18 protein-coding genes are annotated in these 17,478 nt (G+C 54.0%); 7 read left to right on the top strand and 11 right to left on the bottom strand.

Going from position 1 to position 17,478, the window contains the following annotated elements:
• Positions 1-62 precede the first annotated feature (62 nt).
• A complete protein-coding gene (locus tag FRIGORI9N_RS05755) occupies positions 63-1,370 on the top strand; it encodes a hemolysin family protein (RefSeq protein WP_159568879.1) in 1,308 nt (435 codons plus the stop codon).
• Between the two features lie 65 nt (positions 1,371-1,435).
• Here the strand turns inward: FRIGORI9N_RS05755 and FRIGORI9N_RS05750 are convergent, their stop codons facing one another.
• From FRIGORI9N_RS05750 to FRIGORI9N_RS05740, 3 genes are all read right to left on the bottom strand, one after another.
• Complete coding sequence (locus FRIGORI9N_RS05750; RefSeq protein ID WP_159568878.1) at positions 1,436-2,548, bottom strand: CsgG/HfaB family protein; 1,113 nt, start codon at positions 2,546-2,548, stop codon at positions 1,436-1,438.
• Positions 2,549-2,630: 82 nt separating this feature from the next.
• Positions 2,631-2,951 carry a hypothetical protein gene (locus tag FRIGORI9N_RS05745; RefSeq protein ID WP_159568877.1) on the bottom strand — a complete coding sequence of 107 codons (321 nt, stop codon included), beginning with the start codon at positions 2,949-2,951 and terminating at the stop codon, positions 2,631-2,633.
• Between the two features lie 96 nt (positions 2,952-3,047).
• Positions 3,048-3,635: a hypothetical protein gene (locus tag FRIGORI9N_RS05740; RefSeq protein WP_159568876.1), complete on the bottom strand. Its 588-nt coding sequence runs from the start codon at positions 3,633-3,635 to the stop codon at positions 3,048-3,050.
• 210 nt (positions 3,636-3,845) lie between these two features.
• Here FRIGORI9N_RS05740 and nadA point away from each other — a divergent pair, with 210 nt between their 5' ends.
• Both nadA and nadC read left to right on the top strand, forming a co-directional pair.
• Complete coding sequence (gene nadA, locus FRIGORI9N_RS05735; RefSeq protein ID WP_371717149.1) at positions 3,846-4,997, top strand: quinolinate synthase NadA; 1,152 nt, start codon at positions 3,846-3,848, stop codon at positions 4,995-4,997.
• Positions 4,994-5,860, top strand: coding sequence for a carboxylating nicotinate-nucleotide diphosphorylase (gene nadC / locus FRIGORI9N_RS05730; RefSeq protein WP_159568875.1), 867 nt, complete (start codon positions 4,994-4,996; stop codon positions 5,858-5,860). The genes nadA and nadC overlap by 4 nt, the downstream gene beginning before the upstream one ends.
• 55 nt (positions 5,861-5,915) lie before the next feature.
• On the opposite strand, the gene nadB is transcribed toward nadC, so the two are convergent.
• The 5 genes from nadB to thiS form a co-directional block, all read right to left on the bottom strand.
• Complete coding sequence (nadB, locus tag FRIGORI9N_RS05725) at positions 5,916-7,517, bottom strand: L-aspartate oxidase (protein ID WP_159568874.1); 1,602 nt, start codon at positions 7,515-7,517, stop codon at positions 5,916-5,918.
• Between the two features lie 105 nt (positions 7,518-7,622).
• Complete coding sequence (locus FRIGORI9N_RS05720) at positions 7,623-9,626, bottom strand: bifunctional diguanylate cyclase/phosphodiesterase (RefSeq protein ID WP_159568873.1); 2,004 nt, start codon at positions 9,624-9,626, stop codon at positions 7,623-7,625.
• 87 nt (positions 9,627-9,713) lie between these two features.
• Positions 9,714-10,418, bottom strand: coding sequence for a tRNA (guanosine(46)-N7)-methyltransferase TrmB (trmB, locus tag FRIGORI9N_RS05715; protein WP_159568872.1), 705 nt, complete (start codon positions 10,416-10,418; stop codon positions 9,714-9,716).
• Entirely contained in the window at positions 10,415-11,218 is an 804-nt protein-coding gene (locus tag FRIGORI9N_RS05710) for a thiazole synthase (RefSeq protein WP_159568871.1), read from the bottom strand. The genes trmB and FRIGORI9N_RS05710 overlap by 4 nt, the downstream gene beginning before the upstream one ends.
• Positions 11,219-11,240: 22 nt before the next feature.
• Entirely contained in the window at positions 11,241-11,441 is a 201-nt protein-coding gene (gene thiS, locus FRIGORI9N_RS05705) for a sulfur carrier protein ThiS (RefSeq protein WP_201301448.1), read from the bottom strand.
• Between the two features lie 144 nt (positions 11,442-11,585).
• On the opposite strand from thiS, the gene arsS reads away from it, so the two are divergent.
• Positions 11,586-12,542: an arsenosugar biosynthesis radical SAM (seleno)protein ArsS gene (gene arsS / locus FRIGORI9N_RS05700; RefSeq protein ID WP_159568869.1), complete on the top strand. Its 957-nt coding sequence runs from the start codon at positions 11,586-11,588 to the stop codon at positions 12,540-12,542.
• Here the strand turns inward: arsS and FRIGORI9N_RS05695 are convergent.
• Together FRIGORI9N_RS05695 and FRIGORI9N_RS05690 are read right to left on the bottom strand one after the other, a co-directional pair.
• On the bottom strand, positions 12,506-13,873 hold the full coding sequence (locus FRIGORI9N_RS05695; RefSeq protein WP_159568868.1) for a hypothetical protein: 1,368 nt from the start codon (positions 13,871-13,873) through the stop codon (positions 12,506-12,508). The genes arsS and FRIGORI9N_RS05695 overlap by 37 nt on opposite strands.
• Before the next feature lie 21 nt (positions 13,874-13,894).
• Positions 13,895-14,059: a rubredoxin gene (locus FRIGORI9N_RS05690; protein WP_008249735.1), complete on the bottom strand. Its 165-nt coding sequence runs from the start codon at positions 14,057-14,059 to the stop codon at positions 13,895-13,897.
• 93 nt (positions 14,060-14,152) lie between these two features.
• Between FRIGORI9N_RS05690 and FRIGORI9N_RS05685 the strand changes: the two genes are divergently transcribed.
• The 3 genes from FRIGORI9N_RS05685 to hemL are packed head-to-tail and all read left to right on the top strand — an operon-like array spanning position 14,153 to position 16,940.
• Positions 14,153-14,962 (top strand): hydroxymethylpyrimidine/phosphomethylpyrimidine kinase, encoded by an 810-nt coding sequence (locus FRIGORI9N_RS05685; RefSeq protein WP_159568867.1) that lies wholly within the window; start codon positions 14,153-14,155, stop codon positions 14,960-14,962.
• Positions 14,955-15,626, top strand: coding sequence for a thiamine phosphate synthase (thiE, locus tag FRIGORI9N_RS05680; protein WP_159568866.1), 672 nt, complete (start codon positions 14,955-14,957; stop codon positions 15,624-15,626). The genes FRIGORI9N_RS05685 and thiE overlap by 8 nt, the downstream gene beginning before the upstream one ends.
• An 18-nt stretch (positions 15,627-15,644) precedes the next feature.
• Positions 15,645-16,940: a glutamate-1-semialdehyde 2,1-aminomutase gene (gene hemL / locus FRIGORI9N_RS05675; RefSeq protein WP_159568865.1), complete on the top strand. Its 1,296-nt coding sequence runs from the start codon at positions 15,645-15,647 to the stop codon at positions 16,938-16,940.
• Between the two features lie 75 nt (positions 16,941-17,015).
• Here hemL and FRIGORI9N_RS05670 read toward each other — a convergent pair whose 3' ends face one another.
• Positions 17,016-17,420, bottom strand: a complete 405-nt coding sequence (locus tag FRIGORI9N_RS05670; protein WP_159568864.1) for an MAPEG family protein — start codon at positions 17,418-17,420, stop codon at positions 17,016-17,018.
• Positions 17,421-17,478 lie beyond the last annotated feature (58 nt).

Below are 17,478 nucleotides of genomic sequence, written 5' to 3'. Positions count from 1 at the left end.
AATGCTCGATCAAGCCTTGCGTTTGCCGCCCTTGCTTCGCCTATGGGTCAAGGAGATTCCTCATGGAAGTACTGATTCTGCTGGGTTTGATCGTGACCAATGGTTTGTTTGCCATGTCCGAGATCGCACTGGTGACAGCCAGAAAGGCGCGTTTGGTGAAATTGGCAGCAGAAGGCGACAAATCTGCTGCGGTTGCGCTCAAGTTGTCTGAAGATCCCACGAAATTTTTGTCCACCGTTCAAATTGGCATTACATCGATCGGCGTGTTGAGCGGTATTGTGGGCGAGGCCGTATTGGCCAAGCCACTTGCCCTTTGGCTGCAAACTTTCGGGTTGGAAGTGGCGCTGACCGATGTTGTTTCCACAGCCATTGTGGTGGTGGGCGTGACGTATGTTTCCATTGTGGTTGGCGAACTGGTGCCCAAGCGTTTGGGGCAGATCAGCCCCGAGGTGATTGCCCGCCTGGTTGCAAGACCCATGCAAATTCTGGCGATTGCCACGCGCCCCTTCGTGATGTTTTTGTCTTTTTCTACCCGTGGTTTGCTGCGCATTATGGGTGTCAAGGAAAACACAGACAACGGCGTCACCGAGGAAGAAATTCATGCCATGCTCGATGAGGGCTCTGTTTCTGGCGTGATTGAAAGCAGCGAACACACCATGCTGCGCAACGTATTCCGTCTGGATGACCGGCAGCTGGGTTCACTCATGATTCCCCGTTCCGATGTGCTGTACCTCGACATTCGCCTGCCCCAGGAAGAGAACCTGAAGCGAGTCATTGAGTCGGAGTACTCGCGCTTCCCCGTGGTGGATGGCAGCCTGGACAACCTGATTGGTGTCATTCATGCCAAGCAGGCGCTGGCTTATGCTGCACAGGGCAAAATGCCTGACTTCTCCACCAACTTGCAGCAATGTGTGTTTGTTCCTGAAACCTTGACGGGTATGGAGCTGTTGACCCAGTTCCGCAGCAACAACATGGACATTGCCTTTGTGATTGACGAGTACGGCGAACTTGAAGGCATTGTGACCTTGCACGATTTGATGGAAGCCCTGACTGGTGAATTTACCCCGCACAACAAGGAAGACTCGTGGGCGGTGTTGCGAGACGATGGCTCGTGGTTGCTGGACGGCGCAATTGCCATTTTGGAATTGAAAGACACCTTGAATATCAAGAGCGTTCCGGAAGAAGAGAAGGGGCGCTACCACACCTTGAGTGGCATGGTGATGCTGTTGACTGGGCGTTTGCCTGCCACCGGCGACACTGTTGATTGGGACGGTTGGCGTTTTGAAGTGGTGGACATGGACCAAAAGCGAATCGACAAGATTTTGGCCTCACCGATTCGCGAAGAAGAACAAACCGACGAATCAGCCTGATCGCCAAGCCGGCAACAAAAAAGCCTCAGCACATGCTGAGGCTTTTTTGTTGGGTGTGTGTTTGTCTATCGAATTTGTGGGCGATTGCCCCACAGCAGTTTTTCCTGCATTTCGCGGGTGGTGTTGCTTGTTGATTCTTGTGGCGCGGTTGCCGCGTTGTTGCCATTGCCAAACAAGCCTTTCAATTCAGTCACTTCACTTTGCGATGAGCCCGCGGTGTTGCGATTGCTCGCTTCGCGAATGATTTCCCCGGTGTATGGGTCGATCACAATGTTGGGGTCTTGTTTTGATGATGTTTCTGCCGGTGGCGGGGTAAGTACGATTGGGTTGTTCGCACGTGATTGAGTGGGTGATTTGGCAGTTGATTTGGCAGTTGATTTGGCAGTTGATTCAGCGGTACTTAGCCGCGCACAACTTTGCGCCGACAAATTATTCATCTCGGTCAGCATATTGAATACCGCGTGTTCAATCACCATGCGAACACCTTTTTGAATGGGTTCTTGGGTGCGCTCGGCTGAATTGATGTCGACCAAACCATCACTGAATAGTCGGAAATAGCCGCCATTTAATTCTGTGCCGATAATTTGTTTCTGAAGACTTTGTATGTTCACAACTTCAAGCGTTTTTGTATTCACGACGCGCAGGTCGACCGCCACGTTCATGACAAAGTAGCGGGCTGCGGCACCAATGAAGCGAATGGACGATTCAATGCTTCCGCTGCGAATGTTGTAGTTCACTTCTGTGATGCCACCCACAATGTGATAGTCCGAACCCGGCAGGGTGCCTGAAAAAATTTGCCGGTGTGCTTTGCTGTCAGGGTTGTCTGTAATCAACTTGTTGTCGGCGTACTTCAGTTCCATGTCGGCGATGGTGGTGTCGAATCGCTCAACGATTGGAACCCCGGTTTTTGCCAAAGCGGAAATGACCATCAAGGCAGCGCCCTGTGTGATGCGCTTGCCGTTGACCAAATCTTCCTTGCCCGTGAAGTCGCTGACCCGGCCAACCGCGAATCGTTTTGAATTGGGGCCGCGCCCGCCCACCATCGGCTTGAGGCATTCAAGCGCGGGACTGTAGCGGGTTGTGTTTTCCACCACGCTTGCGCCGTCGAAGGGGCTGACATACTCCGCTTCACTGAAGGAGGGTAGTGTTGTGCATGCACTGGCCGATGCAGCAAGCACCGAAATAAATGCAAATTTTGGAAGCGGGTAGCAGAACATAGTGGGCCTTTGTTTATTCAGTATCAGTGCGTGACGTGGGTTCTCAGAAACCGCCGTCAATCGTGGCGTTTTGAGAGCCGTTGTTGATTTGGGTCGCATTAATGACAACGGTGTTGTTGTTGCCTTCGGTTTGCACATTGATCAGGTTGCCAATGGCGGTGGATGCGAATCCCCAGCCTGGAGAGTCAACTTGGGTGCGGTTGAAATTGGCGTCGCGGCGGGTGCCTGCGGGGGAGTCAATGTCGGTTACGCTGCGCATGCCATAGGGTGTTTCGAATGAGCTGACGTTGCCTTCAAAGGTTTGGGCGAATGCGCCGCCAAAGCTGAAGGCCAGCGTGGCAATACAGATTTTGAGTAATTTCATTCGAATGGTTCCTTGGTTTCTTGAGGGGGCTTTGGGTAGGAATTCACCCCAAGCGACCTTTGGCTGTAGGTTGTCGCTTGGGGGAAAAAAGTTCAATTAAGGACGTGCACTGCCAATTGAAATGTTGTTGCCTACTGCTGTAGCAGAAGCGGTCAGGCGGGTGGGGTCCCAACGGTATTCGGCCACAGCCACGTTGTCGCTCACGTTGCACTGGGCCACTGACAATTCAGCCAGGCTGGCATTGTCCAGGTTCAGGCTGAAGTTGTTGCCAATTGAAACGGCTTCGATCAGTACTTCGCCAGTTTTGGAGGTGCTGCGCTGGGCCACATTGACGGAGGCCAGTTGATCGCCGTAATTGCTCTGTGAGACGTGACGAACAGGCACGGTCGAGGAGGCGCTGAGAGAAATGGCAATGTTGTTGCCCACTGCTTGCGCGGAGCCTGTGATATTGCCGTTGTCGCGCATGACCACGTTTTGCAGGTCAACGATTGCAGCGTTGGTGCCGATGTTGCTTTGAATGAAAATGCCGTTGTGGTTTTCGCTCAAATAATAGCTGCTGTCAAAGTCAATGTTGGCGTCGATTTCAACTTGACAGTCGTTGCCTTGACAGGTGGCAGATGCAACGGAGTGCATGGACAGCAAGGCAGCCAGAATGGATAACGATTTTAGGGATTGCTTCAACATGAAGAGTGCTCCAGGAATATTGATGAGGGCTAGAAAAGACAACGGGGATCGGGCAGTTGGGCGACGAGCGTTGTCGCATTAATCAAAATGCTCCCTTTGAGTGACGGGGGTTACCTAAAAGTTCAGATCGCCCTTCGTTCTGGGTTCACAGGATTTTCGAGGGCCAAGGGAGTAAAATATGGACTTTCCTTGTCACCAACCGAGCGTTCCGTGAATCAAGTAGACATCAAGCCTGTTGAGTTCGATTTGCCATCCCAGGCCAGCCCTGCCACAAGTTGTAAACCCTCCCAAGCGTGGGCCCGCGTGCCCCAGCAGCCCGGGCCTGAAGAAAGGGTTGCACTGAAAGCGGAAATCAAGGCTTTGCTCAAAGCGCGCGATGCCGTGCTGGTTGCGCATTATTACGTGGACGCTGAACTGCAGGATTTGGCCGAAGAAACCGGCGGTTGTGTGTCCGATTCGCTGGAAATGGCGCGTTTTGGACGCGAGAGCAAGCAGCAGAACCTGGTGGTGGCTGGTGTGCGTTTTATGGGTGAAACCAGCAAAATTTTGAATCCCGAGAAGCGGGTATTCATGCCTGATCTGGATGCGACATGCTCACTCGACCTGGGGTGTCCCTCAGAGGAGTTCAATGCTTTTTGCGATCAGCACCCCGATCGCACGGTGGTGGTGTACGCCAACACCAGTGCAGCCGTGAAAGCGCGCGCAGACTGGATGGTCACCTCAAGTATTGCTTTGGACATTGTTGGGCACTTGCATGCGCAGGGTCAAAAGCTGATTTGGGCACCCGATCGGCATTTGGGCCATTACATTCAAAAACAGACCGGGGCAGACATGTTGCTGTGGCAGGGCTCGTGCCTTGTACACGACGAATTCAAGGCGGAGGAACTGAAACTGTTGAAGGCCCAGCACCCCGAAGCCATGGTGTTGGTGCACCCAGAGTCACCAGCCGACGTGGTTGCGCTGGCCGATGTGGTGGGTTCCACCACGCAACTGATCAAGGCCACTCAAACCCCGGGTGTGAACACTTACATTGTTGCCACTGACAACGGCATTCTTCATAAAATGCGACAGTTTGCGCCAGGTAAACATTTGATCGAAGCGCCCACAGCTGGCAACTCAGCCACCTGTAAAAGTTGCGCCCACTGCCCGTGGATGGCCATGAATGGTTTGCAGAATCTGCGCGATGTGTTGAAAACCGGGTTTGATAGTGGTGTGGGCGAGGTGCAGGTGGATCTGGCACTGGGCAAGCAAGCTTACCGTTGCATTGACCGAATGCTGGATTTTGCCAAAACACATGGTATTTCGGGGCCACGTGGCCAAGGCCGCCTTGAGCAGGCGCACAAGGGAGTGGGGCCAGCATGAGTCGTTCGGAATTGTTTCAATCTTTTGGACCCGCGCTTGAACTGGCGTTGTTGAAAAATGTACACGATGCCATCGCCGAGGACATGGGCAACACCGATTGGACTGGTTTGCTGGTGCCCGAAGGAAAGCGTTGCAAAGCGCAACTGCTGTGCCGCGACAAGGCTGTGGTGTGTGGCCAAGACTGGTTCAATGGCGTGTTCAATGCGCTGTGCCCGGATTCTTTGGTGCGCTGGCAGGTTCCAGAGGGGCACGAGGTGCAAGCTGGCACGGTGGTGTGTGAAATTGATGCGCATGCCCGCCCTTTGTTGACGGCCGAGCGTTCTGCGATGAATTATTTGCAGCTGCTTTCTGCCGTGGCCACCCGCACCCGCCATTTTGTACATTTGATTGAGGGCACCAACGCGTCCATTCTGGACACCCGTAAAACCCTGCCAGGCATGCGCTTGGCGCAGAAGTATGCAGTGCGTGTGGGTGGTGGTTTGAATCAGCGCTTGGCTTTGTACGATGGCATTTTGATCAAGGAAAACCACATTGCAGCAGCGGGTGGTATTTCACAGGTGTTGGCGAGTGCCGACGCGCTGGGTGCGCCGCATGTAAGTGTGCAAATTGAAGTGGAAAGTTTGGTGCAGCTTGAAGAGGCTTTGCAGGCTGGTGCCAAGTCGGTGCTACTGGACAACTTTGGCCTTGAAGCCATGCGCGTGGCGGTTGAATTGAACAAGGGTAGGGCTGTTCTGGAAGCCTCGGGCGGAGTGAATGAGCACACGGTGCGCGCAATTGCAGAAACAGGCGTTGATCGCATTTCGATTGGATCGCTGACGAAAGACGTGACGGCGGTGGATTACTCGTTGCGGGTTCTGGATTAAGAGCCGGTTGATCCAAACCGGCCGCCCGGCAAGCGACAAGCAGTCGCTGCCGCGCTCACTTCTTCTTGGGTCGCTGCAACACCGTGGGGAATGCTTTTGGCAATGTGCCTGGATAATCGGCACTGAAGTGCAAACCACGGCTTTCCTTTCGGCTTAGTGCGCTGGTCACAATCAGGTCGGCCACGTCCACCAGGTTGCGCAGTTCCAGCAAATCCCGGCTGACCCGGAAATTGCTGTAAAACTCGAGAATTTCCTCGCGAAGCAACTGAATGCGGTGCTGCGCGCGCTCCAGGCGTTTGTCGGTTCTCACAATACCCACGTAGTTCCACATGGTTTGGCGCAGTTCTGCCCAATTGTGGGAAATCACCACCTCTTCGTCGGGGTCGGTCACCCGGCTTTCGTCCCAGTCGGGCAAGCCCATGGTTTCGCGGTGGGGTTTGGTCAAAATGTGGTTGGCGGCGGCTTGCCCCAACACCACACATTCCAGCAAGCTGTTGCTGGCCAGGCGGTTGGCACCGTGCAGGCCGGTGTAGGCGGTTTCGCCCACGGCGTACAGGCCGGGAATGTCGGTGCGGGCGTTGTGGTCGGTGACCACGCCACCACAGGTGTAATGCGCTGCGGGCACCACAGGAATGCCTTGCTTGGTGATGTCGATGCCCAGTTCAAGGCAGCGCTTGTAAATGGTCGGGAAGTGCTTTTTCAGCTTGTCGGCTGGTTCGTGGCTGATGTCCAGGTACACGCAATCCAGACCGCGTTTCTTCATTTCAAAGTCGATGGCGCGGGCCACTACGTCACGCGGTGCCAGTTCGGCACGTTCATCGTGTTCAGGCATGAAACGGGTGCCGTCGGGCAGTTTCAACAGGCCGCCCTCACCACGGACTGCTTCGGTGATCAAAAAGCTTTTGGCGTAAGGGTGGTACAGGCAGGTGGGGTGAAACTGAATGAATTCCATGTTGGAAATTCTGCAGCCAGCACGCCACGCCATGGCAATGCCGTCGCCGGTTGCTGTGTCGGGGTTGGTGGTGTAGTTGTACACCTTGCCCGCGCCACCGCAGGCCAACACAATGTAGGGGCAGGTCAGGGTGAGCACGCGCTGTGATTGCTCATCCAGTATGTACGCACCCAAAATGCCGGCTTTTTTCTCGCTCAATCGGTCTCCGGTGATCAGGTCGATCACCATGTGGTGTTCAAACAATTGAATGTTCGGGTGGTTGCGTGCCTTGGCTTCCAGCGTGGTTTGTACGGCATCGCCTGTGGCATCGGCCACATGCAGAATTCGCCGGCGGCTGTGGCCACCTTCGCGTGTCAGGTGAAAGCCGTTGGGTTCGGTGTTACTCGGGCCTTCTTCGTCTTCACGAGAAAAAGGCACGCCCTGTTCCACCAGCCAGTCGATGGATTTCGATGCATTTTCAAGAATGAATTGCACTGCATCACGTTCACACAGGCCGCCACCTGCCACCAGCGTGTCTTGCACGTGCTCGGCAACGCTGTCTGCGGGGTCGCGTACAGCGGCAATGCCACCCTGTGCCCAGCGGCTGGCAGAGTCAGACACAGAGCGTTTGCAGATAATGGCCACTTTGAGCTTGTCAGCCAATTGCAGGGCTGTGGTGAGTCCTGCTAAACCACTGCCGATGATGGCGACGTCGAACTGTTTCATTTTCACGGTGATGCTTTGGGTGTGTGAATTGTCATGTCAACATCATATCGAAGCAGAGCGCGCTCGGGTCAAATACAGCCAGATTTGAGGTGCTATTTGAAGCGTTTAGAGTTGATGAACCATTTGATCGTGATTGCCAATCAGGTGTTTCAATTTGAATTCGTCAAATGACATGGGTTTGGACAACCAGAAGCCTTGAACATAGTCGGCCCCCAGTTTTTTGACCAGTTCGTATTCGGCTTGTGTCTCTACGCCTTCGGTCGTCACCAGCAGACCCATGATGTGTCCCATTTCAATGGTTGATTCAAGAATGATTTGTCCATCGGTATCAATGTCTGCGCCCTGTACCAGGGAGCGATCAATTTTAAGTTCAGTCACCGGAAAGCGTTTCAAATAAGCCAGGGAGGAGTAGCCCGTGCCAAAGTCGTCCACCGCGATCTGAAAATGCATGGCGGCCAGTTGATTCAGTATGTCCAGCGCTTGCTCGGGGTCTCGCATCGCAGCGCTTTCGGTGATTTCCAGCACAATATGGCGTGAGGCGTCGGGTTGCTTGCTGTGCATGTGTTGCATGAAATCAATCAGGCTGAAGTCTTCCAGATCCATGGCGGACAGGTTCACCGACAGCCTGATGTTTTGATTCGCGCACAGATTGATGATGGCGTAGGTTTGTTTGAGGACCAGGCGGGTAATCTCGCGAATCATGCCTGTTTGCTCTGCAAGTTCGATAAAGGCGCCTGGCGCAATCAAACCGTGGGTAGGGTGATTCCAGCGCAACAACACCTCCGCCTGATTGATGCTGTTGGTTCGAAGGTTTAGCTTGGGCTGAAAGTACAGACAAAACTCGTCGTCGGTGATGGCCCTGCGCAGTTGGGCAATCAGCTCAAGGCGGTTGGCTGAGCGTTGTTCAAGCCGGGCTTCGAACACAATGCTGGTTTGGCGTGTTTTCTTGGCCAGTTGGCGGGCGATTTCTGCCCTGCGCATCAGTGTCTCGGGGCATTGGCCGTGCTCGGGGTAATGGGCAAGGCCAGCGTGGCTTTGAATATCCAGCTGGTAGTCTTGCACCCGCAGTGAACCGTGAAGCATGCGTTTCAGTGTGTGCTTTTTCAACATGTTTTCAAGTAGCTCTCGCGGCAACAACATGCAGAAAATATTGCCTTCAAGCCGTGCAATCACCAGGTTTTCCTGACAAATGCGACTGGCCTTGCGTGCCACTTTGATTAACACTTTGTCGGCAACATCATGTCCCAGCACTTCATTGATATTGTCCAGGTTGTCGATGCCCCAAATCACAATACTCAATGGCTCGCGGGCGCTTTGTGTTCGTTCCCTTAATGCGAGCGTCAAATACGCGCGGTTGTCCAGTCCAGTCAGCTGGTCTTTGTACGCGGTTCGCCGAATGACTTTGTCGCGTTCTTGCAGGCTTTTGGCCATGTGGTTGAATGTGAACGCCAGTTGGTTGATTTCGCCAATTGAGCTCTCGGAAAGCCGCCAATCGTAGTTACCGTCGGCCATCAGTTGCGCACTGGCGGTAATTTCGCCCAAAGGTTGGGTAATGGATTGACTGATCCAGCGACTGCACAAAGTGCTGATGACCAGCATCAGGGCGGCGAGACCAAGGAGATCCTCCAGCTGCATGTTCAACAATGAGGCATTGGGAATGTGTGTTGCCCACAAGGTGATGACCTGGCCTGCCGCGTGTTCAGGCGGAAGCATGGCCTGAAGGGCATGCAGACGGATGCCATTTCCGCATTGAAAACGACGAATTTCAGACCCGGGTAGTGTGGGCACCAATTCGCAGCCTTTGGGCCAATGCGACGTACCCTGCGCACCTTCAAGATTGCCGGAGTGGTAATAGACCGGTGTCATGGCCAGGGCGTGGTCGTGCCCTGTGTGGTCGCTGTGGTCGATGGCTTGCGCTTTGGCCGTGAGTAATTGGTCAATGTGTTCAGCATGCTGTGCGCTGAACTGATTGTTCAAAATGGCGTAAATGCAGAGCGACAGGGCCAACAAGGCGGTGACGCAAACCAATAGCGTGCGTGAATTGAGCGATATGACGGCGCTGTTGGAGATGAATGCACGCACCAGTCCGTTTTTTTGCGATGAAAGCATGCCGTATAGAATTTGCGAGGTTGAGCCTGATTAAAGCAAATTCAGGCTCGGCAAGGCATACCGCAAGAGGGGAGGTCTGTTTGTGCTTCAGCGTACCTGGTACAGGAGGTCCCAAACGCCATGACCCAATTTCAGACCTCGATTTTCGAACTTGGTCAGTGGCCTGTCGTCGGGGCGTGGTGCGAATGGCGCATCAGCCATATTTTTCCAGTGGGGTGCCACACTGAGTACATCGTGCATGTGGTGGGCGTAGTTTTCCCAGTCGGTGGCGCAGTGCAAAACACCACCTGGTTTCATTTTCTTTGCAAGCTTGGCGACAAACTCAGGCTGAATCAGACGCCGTTTGTGGTGGCGGGCTTTGCGCCAGGGGTCGGGGAAGTACAGCAGAACTTTGTCCAGGCTGGCGTCGGGAATCATGTCACGCAACACATCGACCACATCGTGTGAAATGATGCGAATGTTTTCAATGCCGTCTTCTTCGATTTTCTTGATCAGCGAACCCACGCCGGCGGTGTAAATTTCTACGCCCAGGTAGTTCACATGGGGATGTGCCTTGGCTATTTTGGCAGTGGTTTCGCCCATGCCAAAACCAATTTCCAGCCAATTGGGCTGGCCGGTGGTGCCCCATTGTTTGCTGAAATCAATTTGAGTCTGTGCGCTGTAGGCGATGCCCCATTTGGGCATGCCATCTTCCACCGCACGTTCTTGGGCGCGTGAAATATGCCCCCGACGTTTCACAAAACTTTTAATGTGCTGGTCGCGAAACGGAATGTCGGGGGTTTGGTCTGTCATTTTGAGCTGGATGAAATAACGCCTTCCACTGGGGAAGAAGGGCTGGCTGTGTAAAACTTTTTCGGCATTCTACCTGCAAGAAAGGCCTCGCGACCGGCCTGTGTAGCCAAACGCATGGCGCGCGCCATTTGTACCGGGTTTTGGGCCTTGGCAATGGCGGTGTTCATGAGTACACCGGCGCAACCCAGTTCCATGGCAATGGCTGCATCGGAAGCGGTGCCCACGCCAGCGTCCACGATCACCGGCACTTGCGCTTTTTCCAGAATCAGGTTGATGTTCCACGGGTTCAAAATGCCCATGCCTGAGCCGATCAGGGACGCCAGCGGCATAATGGCCAAACAGCCCACATCTTCAAGCTTGCGGGCGTAAATGGGGTCGTCGGAGCAATACACCATCACGTCGAAACCATCGGCCACCAGTTCTTTGGCGGCCACCAATGTTTCTTCCATGTCGGGGTACAGGTTGGTGGGGTCGCCCAGCACTTCGAGCTTGCACAGGTTGTGGCCGTCGAGCAATTCGCGGCCAAGTCGCAGGGTACGCACTGCGTCTTTGGCCGTGTAGCAACCCGCGGAGTTGGGCAGGTAGGTGAATTGGCTGGGTGAAATGTAGTCGAGCAGGCTGGCTTCGCCGGCGTTTTGGCCAATGTTGGTACGGCGTATGGCCACAGTTACAATTTCGGAGCCACTTTCAGTGATGGCCTCGCGGGTTTCTTCCATGCTGGCGTATTTGCCAGTGCCCACCAGCAAACGGCTGGTGAACTCACGGTGACCTACTTTCCATGTGTCCTTGGTGTTTTGCATGTTGGGTACTGCTCCTGATGGTTTAGCCGCCGCCCACTGCGACCACAATTTCCAGACTGGCCCCTTGGCTGAGGGTTGTGGTGGCGTGCTGGCTTTTGGGCACAATTTCGCCGTTGAGTTCTACAGCAATGCGTTTACCGGTTAACTGGAGGCTTTCCACCAAGTGGGCAACCGTGCTGTTGCTCGGTAATTCACGATTTTCACCGTTGACTGTAACTTGAATCATGGCTTGAGCGAATGAGCTTATGTAAGTTTGTTACTATCGATTAACGCGATAAATAAACTGCATCAATCTTGCTTCCGAGCATTGATTCTCTCATTATCTGAAAACGAAATAACCGCGCGGCGCACAGAAACCGGAGCCTACATGCACTCAGTAGTTCATTTGTTGAAAAGTACCACCTTCCCTAGCGTAAAGCGCTTGAACCTGGAAACCATTCAGGTCAATTTGGGTTACCTGTGCAATCAAAGTTGTACCCACTGCCATGTGAATGCAGGCCCCAATCGCACCGAGTTGATGCAGGACGAGCAAATTGATCAGCTGATTACCCTGATGAATCAGGGTTGGGTGAAAAAGCTTGATTTAACCGGTGGCGCACCCGAAATGAACCCGCGCTTCAAGCGCCTGGTGGTTGCGGCCCGCAAGGCGGGTGTGCATGTGATTGATCGCTGCAACCTGACCATTTTGAGCGAACCGGGTTATGAAGACCTTGCCCAGTTTTTGGCCGACAACGAAGTTGAAATCTTCGCTTCATTGCCGTGTTACCTCGAGGACAACGTAGACAAGCAGCGCGGCAAGGGCGTATTTGATGCCAGTATTGCGGGCTTGCAAAAGCTGAACGCCTTGGGCTATGGCGACAGGCTGCGCTTGACACTGGTGTTCAACCCGCAAGGTCCTGCCTTGCCACCCCCGCAAGAGGCGCTGGAAGCTGATTACAAGGCAGTTTTGTTTGAGAAGTTTGGTATTCGCTTCACCGGTTTGGTGACCATTACCAACATGCCGATTGCCCGTTTTGGCAGCACCTTGATCAGCAAAGGTACGTTTGAAACGTACATGAATACGCTGAAAGGCGCCTACCGGGAAAGCAATCTGGACGCGGTCATGTGCCGCAGTTTGGTGTCGATCGACTACGAGGGCACGCTGTACGATTGCGACTTCAATCAACAGTTGGGTTGGCCTGTGCGTGATTCGCAAGGCCGGGCGCTGACTTTGGCTGATTTAACTCAAACTGCACTGGATTCCATCGAAGTGGTGGTGGGCGACCATTGCTACGGTTGCACGGCGGGTCAGGGCAGCAGTTGCGGTGGTGCCTTGGCGGCTTGATTGCCCGGTGAAGCCAGCGCGGTCTGTTGGCTTTTCTCCATCAGCCGTTTGGCCAGGCGCAAGGCACTTTCAGATTCTTGCGACGCAGATTCAGCAACCTGTTCAACCTGGCTGAGCAAGTTGGACCAAGCGGTTTGATTCACGGCCATGTACTCGGCCAACTTGTTCGATTCATGTTGGCCCATATTGATTTTCTGGCTGGCCAGCACCAAACCTTCAATGGATTCTTTCAGGGCCTGCTGGCTTTGCTCCACCAATTGCTGCAATTGCCGGCTGTTTTCCGGTTCTGTCAGGGTCAATTCCATTTGCGATGCGTCAAGCCGGCCTAAAAGTTGTCGGCTTACCTCGCCAGCCTTGCGCAAACCCTGTGCCGCACTTCGAATGTCGGAGCGCAAACCTTCCAGCTGGGTTTGCATGATTTCCATGTGGTTTTCGGCCTTGGCGTTGCGTTGCTCACTGTTGAGGGTGGATTTCACCACCTGTGTACCTTGGGTAGACAACTGGTGGAATGATTTGGCGAACTGCAACACGGCACGTCCACTTTGATTCAATTCCTCCAGCTGCTGCCCAATTTGCATCAGCGTGCCACGGTGTTCCAGTTGCTGGTTGCTGTTGAGTGCTTTTAATACGCCTTCCAAAGCTGCATGCGCACCTTCCCGCTTCTGGTCGTTTTCTTGTTGGCTGTGCAGTGCCCGGCTTAACATTTGCACCCTGCGGCTTAGGGCCAGGGTTTTTCGGTGGGTGTTCCATTGAATACCCAAAGCAACGCCGATCGCTGCCAACAATGTGGTCAAGCCGAATACCAAGACCAGATAGCCGTTGGTGGCTTGGGCAATGTGCGATTTGAGTTGTGCGAGTTTGGGCAGGGTGTCAAGGCGCAACTGGATTTCCAGTTGGCGCTGCGTGTCCAGGTTTGAATCAATGCCTGCGACCGGGCGCGAGAGTGCTTCAATACTTTGCGTTAACAACACCTGCAAGGTTTGGCTGTGCAGGCCACCGAACCACTGGATCCCTTTGTTTTGCTGGCTGACCTGTTGGCCAATTCCCAGCAGGGCTTTTAAACCCTGAGGTTGCACGGTTTCACTGCCCGGGCCATTGAGCGCCAGCAATTCTTGTTGAACGCGGCCTTCCACCAGGTTGATTTGGGTCAGTTGGGTATTGCGAATGTTGTCCGATTGGCTTTTGGCAAACAAACCGGCCACCAATAAGACCAAAGCTGCGACCAGCAAGCCCGCAGAAAACTGACCCAGTTGCCGAACAAACTTGGGCCTGACCGGCGTTGGGGCGTGGTCTTCAAACGCTTTGGCAGGGTCGGCTGGTTGTTCGGTCATTGATCCATGGTTTTTTGGTTTTTAGATTTGAGTCATCTCGAAATCTTCTTTGCGGGCACCGCATTCCGGGCAAACCCAGTTTGGTGGAACATCTTCCCATTTGGTGCCAGGAGCAATGCCTTCATCGGGCACGCCAGCGGCTTCATCGTATACCCAACCGCAAATCAAACAAATCCAAGTATTCATTCTGAGCTACTTCCAGAAAAAAAATTGCAACGGGTGGATAATACTGAGTTTGGCAGCCGACTACAAAGGTTGTCGGTTTTTTTTGGGTTTTGAATGACACTGACCGTACCCTTGGTGCTGACCTTTTCAGCATCGGATCCCACTGCTGGCGCGGGTTTGCAAGCTGATGCCCTGACAGTTTCGGCGCTTGGCGCACATCCTTTGACCATCCTTACCGGCTTGACCGCCCAGAATACCGTGGGTGTTCAGCGCTTCGAGCCATGTTCGGCCGACTGGATCGATGCCCAGTTTAACGTCTTGCTTGAGGACGGTGTCGCGCCAAGTGCCCTCAAAACCGGTGTGTTGGGCAGTTCGGCGGCTGTGGCCGCGGTGTTGAAGGCCAAAGCCTTATGGCCCCATGTGCCACTGGTGGTTGACCCCGTGCGGGCTTCCGGGCGTGGAGATGCTTTTGGCGGACAGGACTTGTTTGATCGTTACAGAAACGAGCTATTCCCGGTGGTTGATCTGTTAACTCCGAATTGGCCCGAGGCCCAGGCCTTCACCGGGGCTAAAAATATTGACGAGGCGGCTGAACGCCTGCTGCAAATGGGTTGCAAGGCGGTGCTGTTGAAAGGCGAGCACCTGGACTCAGGCGACGTGGTCAACCGATTGTATGTGGCAGGCAAGCAGCTTGTTGAATTTCCCTGTGAGCGCCTTCCCGGGCAATACCATGGTTCTGGCTGTACATTGGCCAGTGCTTGCGCCGTGGGCCTTGGGCAGGGTTTAAGTGTGCAGGAGGCAGTTGAATTGGCGCTGGAATACACCTGGCAGGCCTTGAGTTACGGGTTCGCCGTGGGTCAAGGGCAGTTAATTCCTGACCGCATGCACCTGATGCAGCATTTGGGAGAGGATGAAGATGAGTGAGCTCACCAATGAGCTTATTCGAGGGGTGTATGCAATTACCCCTGAACGCTCCGCCATCTGGACCCCCGATGCAATTGTGGATTGTGTGGCTGCTGCGCTGGAGGGTGGCGTGCGCTTGTTTCAGTGCAGACAAAAAAATTGGGACCAAGCAGAGTTGATTGAGTTTGTCGGGCAACTGAACTCCCTGTGCGAGAAGTACGATGCGGCGCTGATTTTGAATGATGTGCCCTCTGGCGAGTTTTCAAAATTTGACGGAGGCGCGCTGGTGGGTGTGCATTTGGGCAAAACCGACGAAGCCATCGCGCAGGCGCGAAGCCGCCTTGGGGCCAAATGGGTGGTGGGTGCTTCTTGCTACAATCAGTTTGAACTGGCAGAACAAGCTGTGCGCAATGGCGCAAGCTACGTGGCCTTTGGTGCCATGTACCCCAGCGGCACCAAGCCCAATGCGGTGCGGGCTGAACTCGAGTTGTTGTCAAAGGCCCGCGACTTGGGGGTGCCCACAGTGGCCATTGGTGGAATAACACTGGCGCATGTGCCCGAGTTGATGAAAGCCGGTGCCCATGCGGTGGCGGTGGTGAATGGTTTGTTTGGCGTGAAGCCGGATGCGGCGCAGGTTTGCAGTGTGGCGCAGCAGTGGGTGGATGCAGTGGAAACGCAGTATTAATAATTTGGAGTTTCAACAATGAGTGGTCAAGAAGTGAGCCAAAACGAAGTGCTGTTTGAACGCGCACAAAAAACAATTCCCGGCGGTGTGAATTCACCCGTGCGTGCTTTCCGTTCTGTTGGTGGTACACCCCGATTCTTCAAGCGTGCGAATGGCCCTTATGTGTGGGACGCAGATGACAAACGCTACATTGATTACATTGGTTCTTGGGGCCCCGCTGTATTGGGCCACGCCCACCCGGACGTAATCAAGGCTGTGCAAGAAGCCGCCGTGGGTGGTCTCAGCTTTGGCGCGCCCACCGAGGGCGAAATTGTGATGGCTGAAACGCTGTGCGAGATGTTGCCTTCGCTGGAGCAGGTGCGCCTGGTCAGTTCCGGTACCGAAGCCACCATGAGTGCCATTCGATTGGCCCGTGGCTTTACAGGCCGCGACACCATTGTGAAATTCGAAGGCTGTTACCACGGCCATGCCGACAGCTTGTTGGTGAAGGCGGGTTCTGGTTTGTTGACTTTTGGCAACCCCACCTCGGCCGGTGTGCCTGAAGATTTTGCCAAACACACGCGCGTGCTGGACTACAACAATGTGGAGCAGTTGCACGCGTTGTTCAAGGCCAGCGGCAGCAGCATTGCCTGTGTCATCGTAGAGCCGGTAGCGGGTAATATGAATTTGATCAAGCCCACGCGCGAGTTTTTGAATACTTTGCGCGACTTGTGCACCCAGCATGGAGCCGTGCTGATATTTGACGAGGTGATGACTGGTTTCCGCGTGGGGCCGCAAGGTGTGCAGGGCGTGTACGGCATCACGCCTGATTTGACCACGCTGGGCAAAATTATTGGTGGCGGCATGCCCATGGGTGCATTCGGTGGTCGCAAAGACATCATGGCCTGTATTGCGCCGTTGGGACCTGTTTACCAAGCGGGTACTTTGAGTGGCAACCCGGTTGCGGTGGCCGCAGGTTTAACCACCATGTGCCTGCTTAAGCAGGAAGGCTTTTACGAAAAGCTGGAAACTCAAACCCGCAAATTGGTGGAGGCCTTTAACCAGGTGGCGTATGCGCATGGCGAAACCTTCTGTGCAGACAGCATTGGCGGCATGTTCGGCATTTATTTCAGCGAAAAAGTACCCACCAGTTTTGCGGAAGTGAGTGCGTCGAATCGGGATCGCTTCAACAAGTTTTTTCACGCTATGCTGGACGCCGGGGTTTACCTGGCGCCGTCGGCTTACGAGGCTGGGTTTGTGTCCGTGACGCACGACGATTCAGTGATTGAGGCCACCAAGGTGGCGATTGACAAGGCGTTTTCTGCAATCAAATAAGATTTGATATCGGGTTGCCATAAAAAACCGCCCGGGTTTGCACCCAAGGCGGTTTTTTTATTTGTGGGGTGTTGCTTAGCAGACCAACAAGTACACCATGTACAAGGTGATGAACACCTGAATCAAGAAGAAGGTAGCGCGTAGCATTACCAAAATAAATGAAGTGCCAAGAAGATGTGAAATGCTTTGCGCGATGCGGGCGTACAGAACAAATACGGCAATCGCGCTGATCGCTTCAATTTCACCCATTAGCCCCGCCATCGCCACAACGCCTGCAAACACCGGGAAGTTTTCCAGGCAATTCAGGTGGGCAGATTTTGCTCGCTGCAAGAACATCGGGTCGATTGGTTCTTTGCCACGCTCCCAGCTGTCAATACGCTTTTGGCCCAGCAAGGCTTGGGGCACTCGCGGCAGGGCATAGAACAACGCCAGAACTAAAATCCATCCGGCGTAAAGCAATACGGTGGTGTAAGCGTTCACTGTTTTGTCTCCTTCTTGTTGATTGAATCCGTTTGTGTGCTTGAAATTTCACCGCTGA

Source organism: Limnobacter sp. 130, from assembly GCF_902506325.1.
Classification (GTDB): Bacteria; Pseudomonadota; Gammaproteobacteria; order Burkholderiales; family Burkholderiaceae_B; genus Limnobacter.
The sequence above is the reverse complement of the archived record's forward strand: the minus strand, read 5'-3'. Positions and strand labels throughout refer to the sequence as shown.

Coding starts and splice junctions, on each gene's coding strand:
- FRIGORI9N_RS05755 (WP_159568879.1), top strand. CDS start 63: ATGGAAGTACTGATTCTGCTGGGTTTGATCGTGACCAATGGTTTGTTT.
- FRIGORI9N_RS05745 (WP_159568877.1), bottom strand. CDS start 2,951: ATGAAATTACTCAAAATCTGTATTGCCACGCTGGCCTTCAGCTTTGGC.
- FRIGORI9N_RS05740 (WP_159568876.1), bottom strand. CDS start 3,635: ATGTTGAAGCAATCCCTAAAATCGTTATCCATTCTGGCTGCCTTGCTG.
- nadC (WP_159568875.1), top strand. CDS start 4,994: ATGAGTCGTTCGGAATTGTTTCAATCTTTTGGACCCGCGCTTGAACTG.
- nadB (WP_159568874.1), bottom strand. CDS start 7,517: ATGAAACAGTTCGACGTCGCCATCATCGGCAGTGGTTTAGCAGGACTC.
- FRIGORI9N_RS05720 (WP_159568873.1), bottom strand. CDS start 9,626: ATGCTTTCATCGCAAAAAAACGGACTGGTGCGTGCATTCATCTCCAAC.
- trmB (WP_159568872.1), bottom strand. CDS start 10,418: ATGACAGACCAAACCCCCGACATTCCGTTTCGCGACCAGCACATTAAA.
- FRIGORI9N_RS05710 (WP_159568871.1), bottom strand. CDS start 11,218: ATGCAAAACACCAAGGACACATGGAAAGTAGGTCACCGTGAGTTCACC.
- arsS (WP_159568869.1), top strand. CDS start 11,586: ATGCACTCAGTAGTTCATTTGTTGAAAAGTACCACCTTCCCTAGCGTA.
- FRIGORI9N_RS05695 (WP_159568868.1), bottom strand. CDS start 13,873: ATGACCGAACAACCAGCCGACCCTGCCAAAGCGTTTGAAGACCACGCC.
- FRIGORI9N_RS05690 (WP_008249735.1), bottom strand. CDS start 14,059: ATGAATACTTGGATTTGTTTGATTTGCGGTTGGGTATACGATGAAGCC.
- FRIGORI9N_RS05685 (WP_159568867.1), top strand. CDS start 14,153: ATGACACTGACCGTACCCTTGGTGCTGACCTTTTCAGCATCGGATCCC.
- thiE (WP_159568866.1), top strand. CDS start 14,955: ATGAGTGAGCTCACCAATGAGCTTATTCGAGGGGTGTATGCAATTACC.
- hemL (WP_159568865.1), top strand. CDS start 15,645: ATGAGTGGTCAAGAAGTGAGCCAAAACGAAGTGCTGTTTGAACGCGCA.